Genomic DNA, 20995 nt, shown 5'->3' with positions numbered 1-20995 from the left:
AAGCTGCATGGCAAGGTCGATGCCGCGCAGGAGGCGGACTTCCTGGAGCAGCTGCGGCACCTGCCGGGCAGCGTGCAGCACGCGCTGAACCTGGAGCCGCAGATCGCCGCCTGGGCCGAGCGTTTCGCCAGCAAGTCCAATGCCTTGTTCCTGGGCCGTGGCCTGCACTACCCGATCGCGCTGGAAGGCGCGCTCAAGCTCAAGGAAATCTCCTATATCCACGCCGAGGCCTACCCGGCAGGCGAGCTCAAGCATGGCCCGTTGGCGCTGGTGGACGCAGAGATGCCGGTGGTGGTCATCGCCCCCAACGACAGCCTGCTGGAGAAGGTGAAATCCAACATGCAGGAAGTGCGTGCGCGCGGCGGCGAGCTGTTCGTGTTCACCGACCAGGACAGCAACTTCAACGCCTCCGAGGGCGTGCACGTGATCCGCACCCCGCGCCATGCCGGCGTGCTCAGCCCCATCGTGCACACCATCCCGGTACAGATGCTGGCCTACCACACAGCGCTGGCCCGCGGCACCGACGTGGACAAGCCGCGTAATCTGGCCAAGAGTGTGACGGTGGAATGAGTTCTGTCACAGGAGCGTAACCGGGACTACGGATAATCACCTCCAGCAGCCCGGTCCTCTCTCCCCCGACGTTGCTCGAAGCCCGGCCCAGCGCCGGGCTTTTGCTTTTCCAGTGCCAGGCCGGGCCGCCGCCGGACGCCCGGCCCCGCTAAGCTGGCCGCCAATATGATGATTGGCTGAACGAATTGGACGCCCGGAGTACCCAAATCGCCCCTTGCCACGCACTGCATGGTCAAGGGGGCGCCGCGCCTGTCGCCCCCGCCATTGGGAGCTGCAGATGACAAGCGGGAGAGGCCGGTGCCGCAGGCGCTGGCGTGGAGGCGGTGATGGCGCCGGCTGAACAGGAACAGCCCGGCCGCGAGTTCGCGGCCCGCGCGGTCCATGACTACAGCGCCGAGCTGCATCGCTTCCTGCGTCGACGGGTGGCCGAGGCCCAGGACCTGGGGGACCTGGTGCAGGAGGTCTACCTGCGCCTGCTGCGGGTGCAGAACATCGAAACCGTGCGCAATCCGCTGGCCTACATCTATGGCATCGCCGCGCATGTGGCCAGCGAGTTCAACATGCGCCAGCGGCAGGGGCGCATGGTCTACGACTCGACCGTGGTCGAGGCGGTGGCCGAGAACCCTGGGCCGGCAGCGTTCAGCGAAGGCGGTGGGTTCTTCGAACGGCAGGTGGGGGATGCGCTGGCGCAACTGCCGCCCAACCGCCTTGCGGTGCTGCTGCTGGAGCGGCGTGAAGGCCTGAGCCATGCGCAGATAGCCCAACGGCTGGGGCTGAGCGTGCATACGGTGAAGAAATACAGTGTTGAAGCGCTGGCGCATGTACGCGCGAGCTTGGAACGATGAACAGGATGTGGACCTTGCCCCGGGCAAGGCGGGTGAACGCATGAATATCTATCGCACATCGCCGCAACAGAGCCGGGAGCGCGCCGCACGCGAGGCCGCCGAGTGGCTGCAGGTCATGGGTGGGACGCCCACGGACGCCGACCGCAGTGGCTTTGCGGCCTGGGTGGCGCGCTCGCCGCTGCACCTGGAAGAACTGTTGATGGCGCAGTTGGTGGAGCGCGAGCTGGCTGCCAGTGCGGCGCTGCAGGCGTTTGACCTGGACGCGGTGCTGGCGCAGGCCCAGGCGCAGGACAATGTGGTGGCGCTGCACGATGCACCGGTATTGGCACCGGCCGCCCGCCCGGCACCGGCCGCGACGGTGGCGCGTGGTCGTCGGCGCCGCTTCGGCTGGGCGCTTGCTGCCGGTGTTGCCGCCTGCGCGGTGCTGCTGGGCAGTTGGAAGCTGCTGCAGCCGGAAGTGCCGGTTTACCAGTACGCCAGCGCGGTGGGCGAGCAGCGCAGCATCGCCCTGGCCGATGGCTCGATGGTGACCCTGGCGCCGGCCTCCTACATTGCCGTGCGCTTCAGCGCCGGGGTGCGTGACATCGAGCTGCGTGACGGCGAAGCCACGTTTGATGTGGCCCATGACAGCAGCCGTCCGTTCCGGGTGCATGCTGGTGACAACATCGTGCAGGCGGTGGGTACGCGCTTCACCGTCAACCGCTTGCCGTCGGGCACGCTGGTGGCGGTCAGCGAGGGCAAGGTGAAGGTCACCGCCACCGGCAACTGGCTGGAATCGCTGTGGCGCGATGACGCCGCCACGCTGGAAGCGGGCAAGGCCAAGGTGGAGTCATTGGGCCGCCCAGCGGCGTTGTCCGCCGGTGAGCAGGCGCGCATCCCGCAGGGCCAGCAGGCCATGCTGCGGATGCCATTGGAGGTGCCGAACGAACCCGCCGATGGCAAGCGCCGGTTGAGTTTCCGCAACGACACACTGGCCGACATCATCAGCGAGTTCAATCGCTACAACCCGCGCCCCATCGTGGTCACCGATCCGTTGGTCCGCGAGCAGCGCTACAGCGGCGTGTTCTATGCCGACGATGCCGATTCCTTCCTGCAGTTCCTGGAATGCTGCTCGCAGCTGCGGGTCAGCCGCCAGCCCGATCGTAATGTCATCGACGGACGCAGCAGCCAATAGGTGTTGCCGCGTTGTTGGAAAAATTATTCTTCCAATGAGTACCCTTTTCGCCCACTCGGACACACGGATGTAACAAGAGGCCGGTTTCGCCAGCAGGCGGCACCGGTTGCGTCGGCAACCATTCGATGTCTTTCGGGGGCGAATTATCCATGGGGTCCAGCATCATTCTTCACAAAAACACGTTGGTGACGGCAGTGGCGGTAGCGCTGCTGCTTGGCACCGGCAATGTTGCATCGGCGCAGTCGGCACAGGGGGCCGTGCAGGCGACGCAGGCAGCGGTGTTTCCGTTCGATGTCCCGGCGCAGCCGTTGGCATCGGCACTGGAAGCATTCGCCGAGCAGAGCGGCCTGCAGGTGGTCTATGCCGGCGATGCCGGTGGCAGCGTGCGCAGCGCTGCGATCAACGGCACGCTTGATGCCGACAGCGCCTTGCGGCAGCTGCTGGCACCTACCGGCTATGTGCATGCCTTCGTCAATGCCAAGACTGTGGCCATCCGCGCACGTGACAGCGCCGGCGACGTGGTGCAGCAGGGTGGCGATGCGGAAACGCTGGAGACCATCAATGTCACCGGCACTTATTTGAAGAACATCGATCCGGCCTCGCCGCTGATCGTGATCGACTCGCAGCTGATCGAAAGCCGCGGCTACGCCTCGATCGAGGACGTGCTGCGCAACCTGCCGCAGAACTTCTCCAACCGCACCAGCGCCTCGCGCGCGCTGGGCGAGGTGGAGTACGGCAGTACGTATGGCGACGGTGTGTCCGGGCTGGGTTCGTCCGGTGCCAACCTGCGTGGCCTGGGCAGCCGTTCAACGCTGATCCTGGTAGATGGCCGCCGCCGCAGCGGCTCGGCGCAGGCGCAGGGCGCCTATACCGATATCTCTTCCATCCCGGTGTCGCAGATCGAGCGCATCGAGGTGCTCAGCGATGGTGCCAGCGCCATCTACGGCTCCGATGCGGTCGCCGGTGTGATCAACATCGTGCTGAAGAAATCCTATGACGGCACCACCGCGCAGGCGCGTCATGAGAACTCCAGCACCGGCGCTGATGTCTCGCGCCTGGACCTGGCGCATACCTTCGGCTACGGCAGCGGTCACGTGACCACTGCGGTGGGCCGTGAGCGCAGCCTGCCGGCCGATGTGAACAGCCTGATCCACTCGGGCCCGAACGGGCGGGGTGACTTCAGCGACCGTGGCGGCATCAATGGTCGTACCCGCAACAAGGGCCAGCCGGGCGTGGTCTATGAATCCGAAGACTGGGGCATCGGCTACCACTTCATGGGCGAGGTGATCGGCGTGATCCCCGCTGGCCAGGATGGCAGCGCACTGGATCCGGGCAGCCTGTTGCCGTACGACCCGGCCACCGCGCCGTCCACCTATGAGCGCAGCCGCATCGGTCCCAAGGTCGAAAACACCTATGCGCGCATCAGCGGTGTGCATGACCTGGGCGCCACCACCGAGTTGAACTATGGCATCAGCCATGTGCGCCAGATCAACAAGGAAAACTGGCGGCCGACGCTGTTCGACTTCGGTATCTTCGAGGACGGCTATAACGCCTATATCCCGGAGAGCAATCCGTACAACACCTTCGGCCGTGATGTGCTGGTGGGCTACTCGTTCGAGCGCGAGTTCAACGGCATGAACCTGAGCGAGGACCAGAAGCAGACCAATACCGATGCTCATATCGGTATCAATGGCAAGCTGCCCTTCGCCAAGGGCTGGGATTACGAGGCCACTTTCAGCACTGGCCGCGAGAAGGGCACCACCTCGGCGTTGATGGACCTCACCGGTTCGATGGGCGCGGATGGCTATGCGCGCACCCTGGAAGTGCTCAATGGCCTGAACGTGTTTGGTGATGGCAGCAATGACGCCATCGTCGCGCGCAACCGCGAGCTGCTGGAGAGCCTGGTCGAACGCCATGTCTACCGCTTCCAGGCACGTGCCAACACCATCGACCTGCTGACCCGTGGCGAACTGTTCGCGTTGCCCGCCGGCAAGATCGAAGCCGCCTTCGGTGCCCAGCATCGCGAGCAGCGCTACAGCTTCGAAAGCAACCTGGGTGAGCGCCTGTCCACCGAGAGTGAAGGCAAGTCCGAGGCCTTGTTCACCGAAATCGGCATTCCGCTGCTGAAGGACAAGCCCATGGCCAAGCTGCTGAGCCTGACCGTGGCCGCCCGCTATGAGCGCTTCGACCAACGCGGTGACAGCGCGCTGCGCGATTCGTCCTACGGCCTGGGTGAGCTGGGCGGCTTCGACGTGGAGCAGCTGACCGGCCTGCGCAATGATGGCGCAGACGACATCACCGGCAGCGACAGCATGGTGTCGCGCAGTTTCAGTCGCACCAGCCCGCTGGCACGGTTGGCGTGGAAGCCGTTCGACCAGCTGCGCCTGCGCGCCACCTGGGGCGAATCCTTCCTGGTGCCGCAGGCCCAGCAGCAGTTCGGCCAGCTGATCATGGACGACTACACCTCGCGGGTGCTCTTCAACGGCGGGCGGCTGCCCGACGGTGTGACCCAGGTGGTCGCCCTCAGCGGCCCCAATGCCAACCTCAAGCCGCAGGTGGCCAGCGTGGTGACCTATGGCTTTGACTGGGTGCCCGGCTTCGCCACCGGTCTGCAGCTGTCGGCCACCTACAACCGCACCAGCTTCGACAACTACATCGGTGACCCGCTGTCGGGCCTGACCTATTCGGAGATCTTCAAGGACATCAGCAAGATGCCCGAAGGGACCTTCACTGTTGGCGAGAACGGGGTGATGTTGTGGGACAACCGCGCCATCAACTTCCTCGGCCGCCGTTCGCGCAGCATCGACACAACTGCCAGCTACTACTTCGGCAATGACTGGGGCGACTGGCGCATCGAGCTCAACGCAGTACGCACGCTGGAACTGACCTCGCGCTCGCTGGCGTCGATGCCAACCTTGACCTACTCGGACAGCGAGCTGGGCCCGAGCAAGTGGGCCGGTGACCTGTTTGTCGGCTGGGAAGGCACTGCATGGTTCGCGTCGCTGGGCAGCCATTACAGCGCCGCACACCGCGTACTGTACCCGCTGTCGGCCGTCGCCACCGACTACAACGATTTCATCCCCAACGAGAACCCGCGCACGCGCTCGGCGTCCTACACCACCTTCGACGCTCAGCTGGGCTACCGCAAGCGCCAGCGTGACGGCTGGTTGGGTGGGGTGACCGCGCGCCTGGGCGTGCAGAACATGTTCGACCGCGACTATCCGTTCGTCGACAACATGTCCGGCTTCGTCTCCAACCGCGTCAACATCCGTGGCCGGGTGCTCTACCTGGACATCAAGAAAGAGTTCTGAGGCAGCGCCCCGATCGTGCAACAGCGCGGCGCGCCGATCCTCGTCGGCGGCGCGCCGCATCCACCGCAAGGAAATCCATGAAGTCCATCGCTTACACCACGCGCACCTGCCTGCTGTCCGCTGCGGTTGCCTCCGCCATCGCGCTCAGTGCCTGTACTCCTTCTGCGCCGGATTCGGCACCTGCACAGCAGGCCGCGGCAGCACAGGCGGCCAGCGCTGCCTACAGCGTCCGCGGCACGCTGCCGGACCTGGCCGATGGCACCGAGCTGAAGTTGCTGGTGCCGTCGCTGGCCACCGATCCGCTGCATGTCGCGCCGGTTGCCACCGCCACCGCGCAGGGCGGGGCCTTCGTGCTCAGCGGCCAGGTGCAACAGGCTGTGCCGGCGGTGCTGATGGTCGGCACTCTCGGCTCGGTCAAGCTGGTGCTGGAACCGGGTGAGCTGCGTATCGAGCAGGGCCCGCTGGGTCCGGTGGCCAAGGGCGGCAGCCTCACCGAGCGGGTTTATGGCTATCTGGAGGATCCGGCCTATGTGGCCGCGTTCAAGGCCAACCGCGAAGCCAACCGCAAGGCCTTCGAAGGTGTGGACGAGAATGACGAGGCGGCGATGAAGGCTGCGCGTGAGTCCGTGGCAGCACCGTTTGCGGCCTTGGCCAAGGTCCGCAACGATTACGACGCGCCCCTCATCGACGGCAACGGCCCGACCCTGCTCAAGCTGCTGGTGCTGAGCGAGAACTACGACTGGAAGCGCTACGACATGGCGCGCCGCGCGCAGCTGCTGGCCAGCTACAAGCAGGAGCTGGGCGAACATCCGCTGATCATCCAGATGGAGCAGGCCGCGGCCGATTACGCCAAGACCCAGCAGCTGGCCGAGAAATTCGGGCCGGGCAAGCCCTATGCCGATATCGAGGCGGTCGGGGTGGACGGCAAGGTGGTCAAGCTGTCCGAGGTGCTGGCGCGCAACAAGCTGGTGCTGCTGGATTTCTGGGCCTCCTGGTGCGGCCCGTGCCGAGGTGAATTTCCGCATCTGCTGAAGGTTTACCGCGAGTTCCACGCGCATGGCTTCGAGATCTACGCCGTGTCGCTGGACGAGGACAAGGACGATTGGACCAAGGCCATGCAGGAAGAGGGCGGTAGCAACGATCTGCCCTGGATCAACCTGCAGGCGCCGGGCTTCGAAGACAAGGCTGCGCAGACCTATGGTGTGGTGCAGCTGCCGCAGAACTACCTGATCGCCGGTGACGGCACGATTGTCGGCGTCGGCATGCGCGAGTGGGATGGGGAGCGTGCGGTACGTGCGCAGATCAAGAAGGTTGAAGATGCGCCTGCACGTTGATGTCCTCCGCCGCGCGGCACTGACTGCGCTGTTGCTGCTGGGCGTATTGCTGCCCGGCAGCGTGCTGGCACAGGTGCAGGCCGAGCTGGTTGCGGCACAGCGCTCGGTGCAGCCGGGCCAGCCGTTGCAGTTGGCGCTGCGCATGCAGCATGACCCGCATTGGCACAGCTTCTGGAAGAATGCCGGCACTGGCCTGCCGACCAAGCTGATGTGGGACTTGCCCCCGGGTTGGACGGCCGAGGCCATCCAGTGGCCCACCCCCATCCTGGTGCGCGACCGCGAAGGCAACATCACCGGCCACGGCTACGAAGGGCTGTCCTACCTGCCGGTGCGGCTGATCGCGCCGGCCGACCTGAAGCCCGGCAGCGAGGTTGAGCTGAAGGCACAGGCACGCTGGTTGATGTGCGAGACCGTGTGCATCCCGGGCAAAGCGGCGGTGAGCCTGCGCGTGCCGGTGAGCAGCGATACGCCGGTGGCGGACGCCGCTGTACAGGCGGCCTTGGAAGCCTTGCCGATGCCCGCATCCAGCGAAGGCTGGAAGCTGGCGGCAACCCGCGAAAAAGACGGCCTGACCCTGCGTGTGGCAGCACCGGCCGACATGGCTGACCTGCACTTCTTCCCGGCCGATGAATTCGTGTCGTACAAGGTGCCGCAGACCATCGGCAATCGCGGTGCCCGCGCCTTGCTGAAGCTGCCACTGGATGCGGCCGAGACCATGCCGGCCGATGCCATGCTGCGTGGCGTGCTGGCCTATAGCGATGCGCAAGGCGCCTACCGTGGTGTTGCCATCGAGCTGCCCTTCGTGGCCGAAGCGGAGGCCACCGCACTGGTCGGCACCGAGGATCTGGGCGCGGCGCCGACCTCGACGGACGCTGCTGGCGGCACACAGCTGTCGTTTGTGGTGCTGCTGTTTGCTGTACTCGGTGGGCTGATCCTCAATCTGATGCCCTGCGTGTTCCCGGTGTTGGGCCTGAAGGTTGTCGGCTTCATCGAGCAGGCCGGCAACGACAGGCGCAAGGTCAGCCTGCATGCGCTGTCGTTCACCGCTGGCGTGCTGCTGTCGTTCTGGGCGCTGGCCGGGCTGCTGGCAGTACTGCGCGAGGGCGGGCAGCAACTGGGCTGGGGCTTCCAGCTGCAGTCGGCTCCATTCGTATTCGTGCTGGCGCTGGTGATGCTGGCGTTCGCGATGAACCTCAGCGGCGTGTTCGAGGTGGGCATGCGCGCCACCGGCATCGGCTCCAGCCTGCAGACGCGTACTGGCGTGGCGGGCAGCTTCTTCAGCGGCATGCTGGCCACCGTGGTGGCCACGCCGTGCAGCGCGCCGTTCCTGGCACCGGCGCTGGGTGCTGCGCTGGCGCTGCCCACCGCACAGTCGTTCGTGGTGTTCACCGCGATCGCGCTGGGCCTGGCGCTGCCGTATCTGCTGTTGTCGGTGTTCCCTTCGCTGGTGAAACTGTTGCCGCGACCGGGTGCCTGGATGGAGACCTTCAAGCAGCTGATGGCCTTCCCGCTGTATGCCACCGTGGCCTATCTGCTGTGGGTACTGGCCGGGCAGCTGCAGGAAGCGGCATTGCTCAACGCCTTGCTGGCGCTGGCCCTGCTCGGGTTCGGCCTGTGGCTGTACGGCCGTGCAACCCGCCCGGGTACCCGCGGCTCTCGTGCCCGGCTCAGTGCGCTGGCGGGCGTACTGGTGCTGGCCGCGGCCGTGCTGTTTGGCTGGCCGCGTGTGCCGGCGCCCGAGCAACTGCAATGGGAGGCCTGGAGCAGCGAGCGTGTGCAGCAGCTGCAGGCCGAAGGCCGGCCGATCTATGTCGATTTCACCGCGCGCTGGTGCGCCACCTGCCAGGTCAACAAGAAGGTGGTGTTCGCCTCGGCACGTGTGCGCGATTACTTCCGCGCGCACAACGTGGCGACGCTGAAGGCCGACTGGACCAATGCCGACCCGCTGATCACCGCCGAGCTGGAACGCTGGAACCGCAGCGCGGTGCCGTTCAACCTGGCCTATCCGGCCGGTGGCGGTGCACCGCGTGAACTGCCCGAGGTACTCACGCCGGAGATCGTGCTCTCCGCGCTGGAAAACGCTACCCCACAAGGACGGGATTGAAACCCCGTCGCTGACTTCCCCGCGCCCCCGGGCGCATATCAAGAGAACGCAACGCATGATTTCGCAACGCCTGTTGTGCGCCGGCCTTGCGCTGGGCCTGATGGCAGCCTCCGCTGCCTCGGCCGAGCCGGTCAAGGTCAATGGCTTCACCCACGTCAAATCCCTCGATGGCATCGATGAGTACCGGCTCGACGCCAATGGCCTGAGCGTATTGCTGCTGCCCAACCACGCCGCACCGGTGGTGACCTTCCAGATGACCTACCGGGTCGGTTCGCGCAACGAGGTGACCGGCACCACCGGTGGCACCCACCTGCTCGAGCACCTGATGTTCATGGGCAGCACCAACTTCGACGGCGCGAACAACGTCGACACCTACCTGGACCGCGTCGGTGCCGGCTTCAACGCCACCACCTCGCTGGACCGCACCAACTACTACGCCACGCTGCCGCCAGCCGCGCTGGACGGTTACATCGCCATCGAAGCCGACCGCATGCGCGGCCTGCTGCTGCGCGAGAAGGACCGCCAGAGCGAAATGACCGTGGTGCGCAACGAGTACGAGCGCAACGAGAACAATCCCAATGGCGCCTTGATGAAGCTGATGTGGGCGACTGCCTTCAGCGCACATCCGTACCACCATCCGGTGATCGGCTGGCGCAGCGATATCGAGAAGGTGTCCATCGAGAAGCTGCGTGCGTTCTACGACACCTTCTACTGGCCGAACAACGCCACCGTCACCGTCGTTGGTGATATCGACAGCGCCCAGGTGCTGGCCAGCATCGGCGAGAAGTTCGGCAAGGTACCGCGCTCGCCGCATGCCATCCCCGAGGTCTACACCACCGAACCGGAACAGCAGGGCGAGCGCCGGGTGACGCTGCGCCGGGCCGGCGAGACCGGCACGGTGATGATGGCGTACAAGGCCCCGGCGGGCCTGGACAAGGACATCCCGGCACTGAACGTGCTTGAGCTGGTGTTGCAGGGCGGTCGTAGTGCGCGCCTGCAGCGTGCGCTGGTGGATACCAGCAAGGCAGTGGCGGTATCGGGCGGCATGTACCAGCAGCGCGATCCCAGCCTGTTCATGCTCAGCGTGGCGTTGGCCCCGGACAGCAAGCACGCGGACATCGAGCAGATCGTCCGCGACGAGATCGCCAAGGTTGCCCGCGACGGCGTCAGCGTCGAGGAGATCAAGCGCGTGCTCGGCCCGTACCGCGCCGAGGAAGCCTACCGCCGCGATGGTACCGACCAGGCCGCCGATGCGCTCAACGAGTTCATCGCGATGGGCGACTGGACCCTGTATTCCACCGCCCTGAAGGACCTGGAGAAGGTCACCCCGGCCGACGTGCAGCGCGTTGCCGGCAAGTATTTCACCGCAGAGCAGAGCACGGTTGGCTGGTTCGTGCCGGAGAGCAGCAAGTGAACAACGCAAAACGTATTCGACTGATTCCGCTGGCGCTGGCCGCCCTGTCCAGCCTTGCTGCATTTGCCGCCCAGGCTGGCGTTGCCGACACCGCCGTGCACGCCAAGGCGGCAGGCATCGACCTGATCGTCTACCCGATGGGGGTCAAGGACGTGGTCACCTTCACCGGCTCGATGCCGCTGGGTGATGCCTTCCTCGCGGCCAAGGCCGACAACCCGGCCGTGCCGACGCTGACCGCGATGCTGCTGGAAGCCGGCACCACCCGTCGCGACAAGTTCGCCATCTCCGATACGCTCGACGGCATTGGCGCGCAGCTGTCCTTCAGCCCCAGCGCCGCGCGCATCGGCATCTATGGCAAGAGCCTGAAGCAGGACCTGCCGACCGTGCTCGACCTGCTCGCCGAGCAGCTGCGTGAGCCGGCGTTCACCGCCGAGGAACTGGCCAAGGCCAAGGTGCAGTTGGAAGCAGCGCTGCGCCAGGCCAGCGACAACCCCGGCGCGATGGCCCGCGAAACCATGATGCTGAGCATTTTCCCGGCCGGCAGCATCAACGCACCCGCACCGCGTGAAGCCATGCTCAAGGCGGTGCCGCAGGTGACGCTGGAGCAGATCAAGGCCTTCCACGCCAAATACTACGGCCCGGCGCATATGACCCTGGTGTTTGCCGGTGACGTTGATGCCAAGGCGATCGAGACCGCGGTTGCACATGGCTTCAACGGCTGGAGTGGCGGCGTCGATTACCTGCGTGATGCGCCGGCACGGCTGCCGGCCAAGGCCGCTGAGCACACCATTGCGATGAAGGACAAGGCCAGCCTCAGCGTGTTCCTGGGCCAGGCCACCGGCCTGCGCTACACCGATGCCGACTACCTGCCGATGACGGTGGGCGTGGATGTGCTCGGTTCGGGCTTCACCGGTCGCCTGATGGCGGCGGTGCGTGCGAAGGAAGGCCTGACCTACGGCATCGGCGGCAACCTGCTGGGCAGCGACTACATGGACGGCGGCCTGGGCATCAGCACCACGTTTGCACCGGAGCTGATGGACAAGGGCATCGCCAGCACCCGCCGCGAACTGCAGCGCTGGTGGAAGGACGGCATCACTGCCGAAGAGCTGGATGCACGCAAGCAGGCAATGGTCGGCAGCTACCAGGTTGGCCTGGGCAATACCGACGGCATGTCGGCGGCGATCATCGGCACGGTCGAGCGTGGCGTGGGCCTGGCCTGGCTGGACAACTACCCGCAGGCGATCCAGTCGGTGACGCTGCAGCAGGTCAATGGCGTGATCCGCAAGTACGTGGACCCGCAGAAGATGGTGCTGGTCAAGGCTGGCACCTTCAAGAAGTAAGTCGCAGCCCCTGCCAAGTGGTTCGACACCAGCAAACGCCGGCGCAAGCCGGCGTTTTTTGTTCAGCACGATGCAACCCGTAGCCCCGTAGCCCGGGTAAGCGAAGCGCACCCGGGAAGACGACAGCCTCGTCAACGCGCCACGTTCGTATCAGGCACGCACGCTATTGGAAATGATCTCCACCCAATAACCGTCCGGGTCCTTGATGAAGGCCAGGCTCTTCATGCGGCCATCGGTCAGGCGCTTCTGGAACGGCACGCCCAGCTCCTCGAAACGGGCACAGGCTGCTTCCAGTTCCGGCACCGACACGCAGATGTGGCCGAAGCCGCGCGGGTCGCTGTTGCCGTCGTGGTAGACCGGGCCTTCCTGGTTCTCGGTGCCATGGTTGTGGGTGAGTTCCAGCACACCGGGAATGCCGGCCATCCACAGGCGGCGCTCGGCATCGTCCTGCGGCACCTGCACCCCGGACGGCACATAGGCCAGGAAGTACAGGCTGAACTGTGCTTCCGCAAAGTCACGCTGGTCGATCAGCTGGAAGCCCAGCACGCGCGTATAGAAATCCAGCGAGGCGCGAATGTCCTTGACCCGCAGCATGGTGTGGTTGAACACGAAGCCGTGGGTTTCGGCCGGCACCCGGGCGGCGACGCCGGGCTGTTGTGCAAGGGTTTGAAGGCTCATGGGGACAGTCCTGTAGCGATGAATGGGGTAAGCCGGCGTGCCTGCAAGGCAGCGGCATGCAGATAAAAAAAGTTGCATGTGAAATCGCCAGCGCAGCTTGCATGCGTCAATACAAAAAATCATCACCGCCAGACCTTTCGTGGCTAGGCGAGTGCGTGCGCGCTGGCTATGCTGCGTCGCAGGATAGTCGTTGTTCCCGTCGATTTGATGAAGCGTGCATGCACCACGGCTTCAAACGGCGGAAGCAACGCAGGCGCAAGGGCTGCGCCGGATGCTGGCGGGGAACGCCACCACGGATGGCGCTGCGGTGTGGCCAGGGCGGTTGACAAGCTTTCTCTGGTCGCGCTATTCATTGTATGTATATACAAATAACGAGGCTGTTCGGATCTCCATGTCTTTCCGTGTGTGGCTGCCGTTGCTGCTGATGCTGGTGCTCGCCGTTGAAGGCGTGCTCGGTGCATGGGCGAGCACGCGCATGGCACTGCACGTGGACGATCCGATCGCTGGCAACCCGGTGGGCCGTGCGGCCAGCGCCAGTTGCAACCCTGCGCCGGCAACATCGGAGCGGTCTGCCAGCAACGCCGGTGCGCATGCTGCGCACGGCAGCAGCGCGCTTTCCCCCGCGGACGCCGATTGCAGCTGCGCCGACAGCCTGGGCTGCGATTGCCTGTGTGTGTTCACCGTCTACCCGCCGGCGACGACCTTGTGGTTCGCCGGCGCGCAGCCACCGGCAGCGGCCAACACGCCACTGCCATCGTTGGACCTGCCGGCAGACCGGCTGGCCCGCGTCTTCCGACCTCCCATCGCCTGAGCGGTTGTTCTCGCGTCACCACGACGTAGTAGTGAACCGTGCTCGCCCCCGCGACCGCGGCTATCGCCCCGAGACAGAATCCCAGCGAGAGAGAACATGTATTTGAAGCCCCAAGCCTTGGCTGCGGCCATTGGCACGCTGTTGTGTGCCAGCGCCGTCCACACCGCCAACGCGCAGGACGCGCAACCCCCGAATGAACCCGCCCGCACGCTGGACGCCGTGCAGGTCACCGGCAGCCACATCAAGCGCGCGCAGTTGTCCGGGGTAGGCCCGGTCAGCGTGATCGACGCACAGGCCATCGAACGCTCCGGCGCCACGTCGGTGGACACGCTGCTGCAGCGCCTGCCGGCTTCGGCCGGTTTTGCCGGCAGCCAGAGCAATGCCTATTGGGCCGAGAACGGCTATGGCACCACCCAGGTCAACCTGCGCGGCCTCGGCATCAACCGCACCTTGGTGCTGCTCAATGGCCGCCGCATCGTCAATGGCGGTACCGGCGCCAACAGTTCGGTTGATCTGAACATGATCCCGGTAGCGCTGATCGAGCGCGTGGAAGTGCTCAAGGACGGCGCCTCGGCCATCTACGGCGCCGACGCGGTGGCTGGCGTGGTCAACATCATCACCAAGCAGGGCTTTGATGGTGCCGAGGCTGCGGTGCGTTACGGCCAGACCACACGCGGCGATGGCGACGAAACTGCCATCGACCTGGCATGGGGCGTCACCAGCGATCGCGGCTCGTTGATGGCAGGTATCAACTATTCCGAAGGCGGCACAGTCAACATGGCCTCGCGGGCACCGTGCGGCCTCGGCGAGGAAGAGGGCAAGCTCGTATGCACAGGCAGCTCAACCACGGTCGGAGGCCGCGCGCTGTTGGCTGATGGAAGCAGTGTCAACTTCAACCAGGTGCTGGGTGGCAATGGCGATTTCTACGAGCCGTACTCGCGGAAAAAGCACAATTACAATGGCAACCCCACGCTCAACGCGGTCAATCCGATCAAGCGGATCAGCATCAGCGTGTTCGGCGAAAACCAGCTCAGCGAGAACACCACGGTGTTCACCGAGCTGATGTATACCAACCGTCAATCCGATCAGCTCGCTGCGCCGGGTGGGCTGGGCGTTTACCGCCGAATCAACATCGCCGCCGATCACCCGACCAATCCCACCGGGCAGGATCTGTGGTTGCAACGTCGGCGCCTTGAAGAAGCAGGCCCGCGTCACTTCTCGCAGGAGGTGAATACCTTCCGAGGACTGGTCGGAGTGAAGGGGCAGTTCGGCACCGGCTGGGATTGGTCGGCTGCGTTGAATTGGGGGCGCAACACCGGCGTCGATGGTTCGGACAATGTCGCCAATCTCGACCGCGTCGACCAGACCTTGAACCGCAGCATCTGCAGCCCGGTACCGGGCGCGGCGATTCCTTGCGGTGACTACCTGGGCCACGGCGACCTCAGTCGCGAAGTGCTTGACTACATTCTCTACAGCTCGCGCGACACCGGCGGCAACGAGCAGAAGAGCTTCACTGCCAACCTCAGTGGGCAGATCTTCGAGCTTCCGGCCGGTTGGGTGGGCTTTGCTGCTGGCGTGGAAGTGCGCAAGGAACGCGGCTGGCGCAATCCCGATCCGTTGACCGTGCTCGGCATCGGCAACACCAACCAGCAGGACCCAATCGCCGGCGAATACACCGCCAGAGAGGTATTTGCAGAGTTGGCCATCCCGCTACTGCAGGACAACGTGATCGCCGATTCGCTGTACTTGAATCTGGCTGGCCGCGCCTCGGATTACGATCTGTTCGGCCGCGATTACAACTACAAGGCTGGCCTGGATTGGCAGGTCAGCCCGTCGCTGAAGGTGCGCAGCACCTATGCCACCGCGTTCCGTATCCCGAACATCCCGGAACTGTTTGGAGGTGTCTCTGAGGGCAACCTGACCACCACCGATCCGTGCAGTAAATGGACGGCGATGGATGCCGATTCGGTGGTGCGCGCCAACTGCCAGGCCTATGGCGTGCCGGCTGGCTATGTGCAGCCGGGAAATACCATCCTCACCACCTCAGGCGGCAATGCCGCGCTTGAGCCGGAAGACGCCACATCGTTCACCGCAGGCGTGGTGTGGACGCCGGAGTTTCTTTCCGGGCTGACCTTGACGCTGGACTATTACAACATCCGCATCAAGCACGCGATCCAGCGCATCGACGGCTCTACCAAGCTGAAAACTTGCTACGAAACACCGGGTTTGGTGCATCCCTTCTGTGATGCCAGCAACTTCACCCGCGATCCGCGCACTGGCGAGGTGGATTTCCTGTCCTCGCGGCCGCTCAATGCCGCCAATGAGCACGTCACCGGCTATGACTTCGGCGCGCTGTATGAGTTCAAGGCGGCAGGCTTCGATGCCAGCGTCAGTGCCGATGTGTCCTACCTGCAGCGCTACGACGTGCGGCCATATGAGGGTGCGGAGCTGATCGAGTACGCAGGCAAGATCACCGGCGGCCGTGGCAGCTATGCCAAGTGGCGCGGCCTGGTCTCGGTGAATGCCTCGCGTGAGCAGTGGTCGGGTACCTGGAGCACGCAGTACATCGGGCGTGCCGATGACTTCGTCGCGGCACGCGGTGCCATCGGCGATCACGCGCCGTCGGTGTTCTATCACAACCTGCAGCTCAAGTACGCGGTGAGCAAGGCGCTGGATGTATCGCTGGGCCTGGACAATGTCTTCGACAAGAAACCGCCGTTCATCCAGAGCTATACCGATGCCAACACCGATACGATGACCTACGACCTGCTGGGTCGCCGCTGGTACGCACGCATCGGCTACCGCTGGTGATTGGATGCGCCCCGCCGCCGCTGCGGCGGGGCGCGTCATTGAACGAGGACGATGTTGATGAAACCCGCATTCTGGGCACGCCGTGCCCACAAATGGATCGGCCTGGTGATCGGTGTGCAGGCGCTGCTGTGGATGCTCAGCGGCGTCTACATGACCGTGGTGCCGCTGGACGTGATCCATGGCGACCACCTTGCCCACGTGCACGGCACACCGCTGCCGGCGCAGACCGCGCGCGTTGGTGCCGATGTGCTGGCCGCACGCTACCCGCAGATGGAATCGTTCCGGCTCAAGCATGTGCTGGAACGCGAGGTCTATGAGGTCCGCCAGGGCAAACAGAAGTACCTGGTGGATGCTGCCAGCGGTGAACGCTTGCCGGCGATGGACCGCGAGCAGGCCATTGCCCTTGCCCAATCCCTGTACCAGGGCAAGGGCGAGGTGGAAAAGGTGGAGTGGATCACCCGTGCCCCGTCGGAAGTGAAGACCCGACCGGTGCCGATGTGGGCCGTGCATTTCAGTGGCCGCGGCGACAGCACGCTGTACCTGTCACCGGACAGCGGTGAGCTGCTGGCGCGGCGCCACGACCTGTGGCGCTGGTTCGATTTCCTGTGGATGTTCCACATCATGGATTACGAAGACCGCACCGACGTCAACAACAACCTGCTGCGGGCGGCATCGATCATCGGCCTGTGCTTTGCACTCAGCGGCATCTGGCTGCTGTTCTATAGCTTCGGCAAGCGGAGGAACGCATGACGCCCTGGATGCGGACCCTGCACAAGTGGGTGGGCCTGATCGTCGGCCTGCAGTTCGTGGTGTGGCTGGGCAGTGGCCTGATGATGAGCCTGCTCGACCCGGAGAAGATCGAGGGCAGCGCGCAGCGCGCCGCCGCAGTTGCCAATCCTGCCTGGCCGTCGGCAACGGTGTCGCCCAGCGTGGCGCTGGCGGCGGCCAAGGGTGAGGCGGCAACGCTGGATAGTGGCTGGTTGCTGCAACAGCCGGTGTATCGACTGCAATCGCCGGAAGGTACCGAGGTCATCGACGCCCGTGACGGCAAACGCATCGCCATCGATGCGGCGGTCGCGGCGAAAGTCGCGCAGGCGGCCTATGCCGGCGATGGTGTTGCCGCCGCGCCGCAGTATCTGGAGAAGACCCTGGAAACCCGGGCCAACCCGGACCCGGTATGGCGCGTGGACTTCAGTGACGCGCAGGACACGAGCATCTATGTGTCTGCACACAGCGGCCAGGTGATGGAGCATCGCAACGCGACCTGGCGGCTGTTCGACATCTTCTGGATGTTGCACATCATGGATTACAGCAGCCGGGTCAACTTCAACAATCCGCTGGTAGTGGGCATGGGCATAGGCGGCCTGTGGTTGGCGTTGACTGGCGTGTGGTTATTGATCGCAAGTTTCCATCTGCAGGAGTTCATCCCGCGTCGCTGGCGTTCGCGTCGGCAGCTGATGGTCTATGCACCGGGTGGAGCACATCTGCGCACGGTAGAGGTGGCCAGCGGCGACAGCGTCTACGTGGCACTGGCGCGCGAGGGTATCCATCTTCCCTCCAACTGCGGTGGCGGCCAGAGCTGCGGTTTGTGTGAGGTGCGGGTGCGTTCCGGTGCGGGCAAGGCAACGGCGGCCGATCGTGCGCATGTGCCTGAGGCGAAACGGAAGGTTGGTTGTCGACTGGCCTGCAATCTGCAGGTGGATGAAGACGTAGAAATCGAAGTTGCCGGCGGTGCCAGCCTTTGGACCGAGCACTGGGCCATCGTTGAGAAGGTGGTCGCGGTGACCCCGTTCCTGCGTGAGATCCATCTGCGTCCGGAGCAGGCCGCGGACGCGCAGTTCCTGCCCGGCTGCTATCTACAGCTGCATGTGCCGGAGTACGAGCTGCCGCGCACTGCGGTGTGGTATCCGGCCGAGCATGAGGAAGATTGGAAAGCGCTCTCATTGCCTGGGACCCTGCAGAACAAGGCGGCGGTACGGCGCTCGTATTCGCTGGCAACACCGGTGTCGAACGCGGGCGGCGGCTTGGTGCTGCTGGTGCGCTTCAGCCCCGGCTGGCAGGAGAACCGCAAGCATCCGCCGGGCAAGGGCTCGACCTATGCCTATACGCTGCGTGAGGGTGACCGTGCTCGCTACAGCGGCCCGTTTGGCGATTTCGCACTCAGCGGCAGCGAGCGCGAGAAGATATTCATTGGCGCTGGTGCGGGTATGGCGCCGTTACGTGCATTGGTCCAGCAGCGGCTTGATGAGGGTGGTGGCGAACGTATGCATTACTGGTACGGTGCCCGTGGCGAGCGAGATTGCCCCTATGTCGAACAGATGCAGGAGCTGGCGCACGAGCATGCCAACTTCAGTTGGCATCCGGTGTGGTCAGGGCAGGGGGCAGATGCACGGCGTGTGCATGAAGCGATCCATGAAGATCTATTGAAGCAGCATCCGGATCTGGCGGGTTGCGAGTTCTATCTGTGTGGACCGCCGGCGATGCTGGCGGCGACCAGGCAGTTGCTGCGCAAGCTGGGTGTTGCGGACGAGCGGGTTGCGTTTGACGACTTCAAGATCTGAGTAGGTGTAATCGCAGCTGCGGCAGTTGCTTGGGCTTCAGCCGTGGTTGTTGGTTTTGGCCCTGGCACCTGCTCCTGCCTTGGCCTTGGCTTTGGCGTTGGCTTTGGCTTTGGCTTCGCCTTGGCCTTTGCTTCTTGCATTCCCTTCTCCCGCTTGCGGGAGAAGGTGCCCGGAGAGCCTGCCCCCGCGAAGGCGGGGGGCGGATGAGGGGAGGCTTTTGACTTTGATCAGCTAAAAGCCTCCCCTCACCCCAACCCCTCTCCCGCAAGCGGGAGAGGGGCTCCACTTCGATCATTGCTACGGCGTGTGCGGAATTACTCGTGCCTTGAGAACTCGCTCAACGAACCATCATTGCCGAGCAATGCAACGGTAAACGCCTGACGATAACCATCCGGCGATTCCATGCCCGGCGTACCCACCGGCATGCCCGGCAGCACCAGCCCGCGCGCCTGCGGACGCTCGGCCAGCAGCTTCTTGATGTCTTCCACCGGCACATGGCCTTCCACCACATAGCCATCAACCTCGGAGGTATGGCAGGACATCATGCCGTCACCGATTCCCAAACGCTGCTTGACCGCCATCATGTCGCTGGTGTCATTGAGCTGCACCGGGAAACCGGCAGCCTGCATATGTTCGGCCCAGCCACCACAGCAGCCGCAGTTCGGGTCCTTGTGTACAACCACCAACGGCAATGCCTTGGTAGCCGGCGCAGTTTCAATAGCCTTCGCAGGTGCCGCAGCAACCGCAGCGGCTGCCGTGGTAGCAGTAGACGGGCTCGCATTGCAGGCACTGATCAACAGGGTGCCTGCCGCCAGTACCAGCAACGAGAACATCGGCTTTGAACGCATTTTCATGATCTAGATTCCTTGGACAGTTTGCCGCGCCGGCCGGAGGCCAGTGCGGCAGTAGGGCGTCACAGCATCGACAGGCCGCGCTCGAATTCCTTGGCATCGAGCTTGCCGTCCCGGTCGCCATCGCTCATGCCGAAGTGCGGCAGCAGCGGGTGACCGCTGGGCAGCTCTTCGCGGCTGATGAAGCCGTCTTTGTTGGCGTCGAAACGCGCGAACGTTGTCGCGGCATCGGCCTGCGGTGCTTTTGCAGCAGGCTTGGCCGCCGGTGCATGGTGCTCATGGCCGGCATGCTGGGCCTGCGCGACGGAAATGGAGGCAAGGGTGACCGCGCCGATCAGTGCGGCTTGAATAAAGAACTTCATCGATAGCATTCCTTGTAGGGAGAGTGGGGATGGCGCCGGCATGCGACGCCATCACTACGAATCAGAACCAGAAGCGCACGCCGGCAACCCAGCGCGATTCGCTCACGCCTTCGCCGGCATCACGGTGCAGGTCGGCGGTATCACCGAATGCGCGTTCGTGCACAAAGCCCACATACGGTGCGAACTTGCGGGTGAACTCGTAGCGCAGGCGCAGGCCTGCCTCCACGCTGCTCAAGCCCTTGCCCACGCCACGGCGCGGATCGTCATCGGCAACGATGCTGGCTTCCACCACCGGCTGCAGGATCAACCGGTTGGTCAGCAGCACGTCGTACTCGACCTCGAAGGCCAGCTCGGCCTTGCGCGGTCCACCGATGTAGGCCATCGCCGAGACTTCGAACTTGTACGGCGACATGCCCTGCAGGCCGAACGCGGCGCGGGTCAGGTCCGGTGATTCGCGGCCGTTGTCATGCCGCACACCGGCGACCACGTCCCACCACGGCGAGATCGAATGCCCGTACAACGCATCCACAGACCAATCGCCGAGCGCGTTCTCGCTGCGCTCGCCTTCGCTGCGGATCCAAAGACGGTTGATGTCATTGCCGAACCACGAGTCGATGCCCCAGGCCTGGCCGCTGCCGTGGGCGTTGTCCCAGGCTTCCAGGTGATCGAACACCACCAGGCTGTTGAACGACGGCGCGTGTTCCATTGCGTGCGGCTTCAATACCGGGAAAGCATCGTCGAAGTCCTGCTTGGTCGGCGTCGGGATCGGTTCGCGCGGCGTGTTGCTGGCACTGCCGCCCCGCATGTTGTGGCCGGCATGCGGATCGGC

At 64.6% G+C, this 20995-nt stretch carries 16 protein-coding genes; 12 read left to right on the top strand and 4 right to left on the bottom strand.

What is annotated here, in order from left to right; genetic code table 11:
• From B2527_RS01325 to B2527_RS01290, 8 genes are all read left to right on the top strand, one after another.
• A partial coding sequence (locus B2527_RS01325) for an SIS domain-containing protein (RefSeq protein WP_293705699.1) occupies positions 1-570 on the top strand: 570 nt, incomplete at its 5' end.
• Positions 571-896: 326 nt separating this feature from the next.
• A complete protein-coding gene (locus B2527_RS01320) occupies positions 897-1415 on the top strand; it encodes an RNA polymerase sigma factor (RefSeq protein WP_293705697.1) in 519 nt (172 codons plus the stop codon).
• A 40-nt stretch (positions 1416-1455) separates the two neighbouring features.
• Complete coding sequence (locus tag B2527_RS01315) at positions 1456-2589, top strand: FecR family protein (protein WP_293705695.1); 1134 nt, start codon at positions 1456-1458, stop codon at positions 2587-2589.
• Positions 2590-2738: 149 nt separating this feature from the next.
• Entirely contained in the window at positions 2739-5900 is a 3162-nt protein-coding gene (locus tag B2527_RS01310) for a TonB-dependent receptor (RefSeq protein WP_293705693.1), read from the top strand.
• A gap of 77 nt (positions 5901-5977) precedes the next feature.
• Positions 5978-7234, top strand: coding sequence for a TlpA disulfide reductase family protein (locus B2527_RS01305; protein WP_293705691.1), 1257 nt, complete (start codon positions 5978-5980; stop codon positions 7232-7234).
• Entirely contained in the window at positions 7218-9338 is a 2121-nt protein-coding gene (locus B2527_RS01300; RefSeq protein ID WP_293705689.1) for a protein-disulfide reductase DsbD family protein, read from the top strand. The genes B2527_RS01305 and B2527_RS01300 overlap by 17 nt, the downstream gene beginning before the upstream one ends.
• Before the next feature lie 55 nt (positions 9339-9393).
• The gene (locus tag B2527_RS01295) at positions 9394-10752 is read left to right on the top strand and encodes a M16 family metallopeptidase (protein ID WP_293705687.1); all 1359 of its coding nucleotides are present in this window, start codon (positions 9394-9396) and stop codon (positions 10750-10752) included.
• Positions 10749-12092, top strand: coding sequence for a M16 family metallopeptidase (locus tag B2527_RS01290; RefSeq protein WP_293705685.1), 1344 nt, complete (start codon positions 10749-10751; stop codon positions 12090-12092). Before B2527_RS01295 ends, B2527_RS01290 begins: the two co-directional genes overlap by 4 nt.
• Before the next feature lie 150 nt (positions 12093-12242).
• Here B2527_RS01290 and gloA read toward each other — a convergent pair whose 3' ends face one another.
• Entirely contained in the window at positions 12243-12770 is a 528-nt protein-coding gene (gene gloA / locus B2527_RS01285) for a lactoylglutathione lyase (RefSeq protein ID WP_293705683.1), read from the bottom strand.
• 391 nt (positions 12771-13161) lie between these two features.
• Here gloA and B2527_RS01280 point away from each other — a divergent pair, with 391 nt between their 5' ends.
• The 4 genes from B2527_RS01280 (at position 13162) to B2527_RS01265 (ending at position 18953) form a co-directional block, all read left to right on the top strand.
• A complete protein-coding gene (locus B2527_RS01280) occupies positions 13162-13581 on the top strand; it encodes a CopL family metal-binding regulatory protein (protein ID WP_293705681.1) in 420 nt (139 codons plus the stop codon).
• A 96-nt stretch (positions 13582-13677) separates the two neighbouring features.
• A complete protein-coding gene (locus tag B2527_RS01275) occupies positions 13678-16392 on the top strand; it encodes a TonB-dependent receptor (RefSeq protein WP_293705679.1) in 2715 nt (904 codons plus the stop codon).
• 57 nt (positions 16393-16449) lie between these two features.
• Complete coding sequence (locus B2527_RS01270; RefSeq protein ID WP_293705677.1) at positions 16450-17142, top strand: PepSY domain-containing protein; 693 nt, start codon at positions 16450-16452, stop codon at positions 17140-17142.
• Positions 17139-18953, top strand: a complete 1815-nt coding sequence (locus B2527_RS01265; RefSeq protein WP_293705675.1) for a 2Fe-2S iron-sulfur cluster-binding protein — start codon at positions 17139-17141, stop codon at positions 18951-18953. The genes B2527_RS01270 and B2527_RS01265 overlap by 4 nt, the downstream gene beginning before the upstream one ends.
• 314 nt (positions 18954-19267) lie before the next feature.
• Here B2527_RS01265 and B2527_RS01260 read toward each other — a convergent pair whose 3' ends face one another.
• The 3 genes from B2527_RS01260 to B2527_RS01250 form a co-directional block, all read right to left on the bottom strand.
• Positions 19268-19807 (bottom strand): DUF411 domain-containing protein, encoded by a 540-nt coding sequence (locus B2527_RS01260; protein ID WP_293705673.1) that lies wholly within the window; start codon positions 19805-19807, stop codon positions 19268-19270.
• Positions 19808-19866: 59 nt separating this feature from the next.
• A complete protein-coding gene (locus B2527_RS01255) occupies positions 19867-20166 on the bottom strand; it encodes a hypothetical protein (protein ID WP_293705671.1) in 300 nt (99 codons plus the stop codon).
• Between the two features lie 61 nt (positions 20167-20227).
• Positions 20228-20995 (bottom strand): copper resistance protein B (locus tag B2527_RS01250; RefSeq protein ID WP_293705669.1); only part of this gene is annotated, 768 nt, incomplete at its 5' end.

The organism is Stenotrophomonas sp. UBA7606 (genome assembly GCF_002477705.1).
Classification (GTDB): domain Bacteria; phylum Pseudomonadota; class Gammaproteobacteria; order Xanthomonadales; family Xanthomonadaceae; genus Stenotrophomonas.
This window is presented reverse-complemented; position numbering and strand designations above follow the sequence as displayed.